We start from the raw sequence: 768 nt of genomic DNA on the forward strand, positions 1-768 counted from the left end.
TGCAATTTGTTGTTTTGTCGAGTAAGACAATTCCTTCAGGGCTTCGTTCTGGGAAGTGTTGTGGGAGATTTAGTTTTGGATCAGAAAGCAACTCCTGCATTTTCTTTTGTGCTTCATCGAGCGTTTCGATTTTCAATTTTGATTCCTCCGGCGTTTTTGTCATAATACTAGCATGAGGTGGCGCTACCAGTGGCCCACGTAAAAAATAGATAGCTGGATAAAAGGGATGGATGCTTTTTAGCAATCCGTCTTTTTTGTTTGTGAGGTTAATAGATAATGAGAAATAGCTCTGAGGATGCCCAGATTCGTTTCTGAGAGGTTTTAATTTTAAAATAGAGTAAAAGGTTATAGAGGGGGTTTAAAAAACGCTGTATCGAGCTTTAAAATGGATTTATTCACATCTTTGTTTTCAAGAGAAAATTTTTGTTTTGAAAAAATGAAACGAAAGGGCTATTTTTCATGAGTAAGGATGCTTTTGTGTAAAAATAATCCTAATCGCTTTTGAAAATTTAAAATATTTTGCTTTCGGCTTACCGAAAATTTAAGGTTCGGCGTCCGCAACCCCGATTTTTACAGCTTTTTCTGTGCTACCATTTACAAAAAAAGTATTAAATTAGGGGAGGAGTTACTCGGAATGGAAGTTATTCCATCTGCGAATGTAGGGCTAAAGATAAATGAGTGGCACATGTACATAAATCGATTCGATGTTAGAAACGCTGAAAAGGTAAAAGCGGAAGTTGAACAAATGATTGATGTTATGGAAGAAAA

2 protein-coding genes are annotated in these 768 nt (G+C 36.1%); one reads left to right on the top strand and one right to left on the bottom strand.

The window, feature by feature from the left end; translation table 11 throughout:
* Positions 1-244 (bottom strand): hypothetical protein (locus ADICYQ_RS27645; protein WP_040415549.1); only part of this gene is annotated, 244 nt, incomplete at its 3' end.
* 390 nt (positions 245-634) lie between these two features.
* Here ADICYQ_RS27645 and ADICYQ_RS30235 point away from each other — a divergent pair.
* A partial coding sequence (locus ADICYQ_RS30235; protein WP_498366130.1) for a response regulator aspartate phosphatase occupies positions 635-768 on the top strand: 134 nt, incomplete at its 3' end.

The organism is Cyclobacterium qasimii M12-11B (assembly GCF_000427295.1).
In the GTDB taxonomy this organism is placed as follows: Bacteria; Bacteroidota; Bacteroidia; order Cytophagales; family Cyclobacteriaceae; genus Cyclobacterium; species Cyclobacterium qasimii.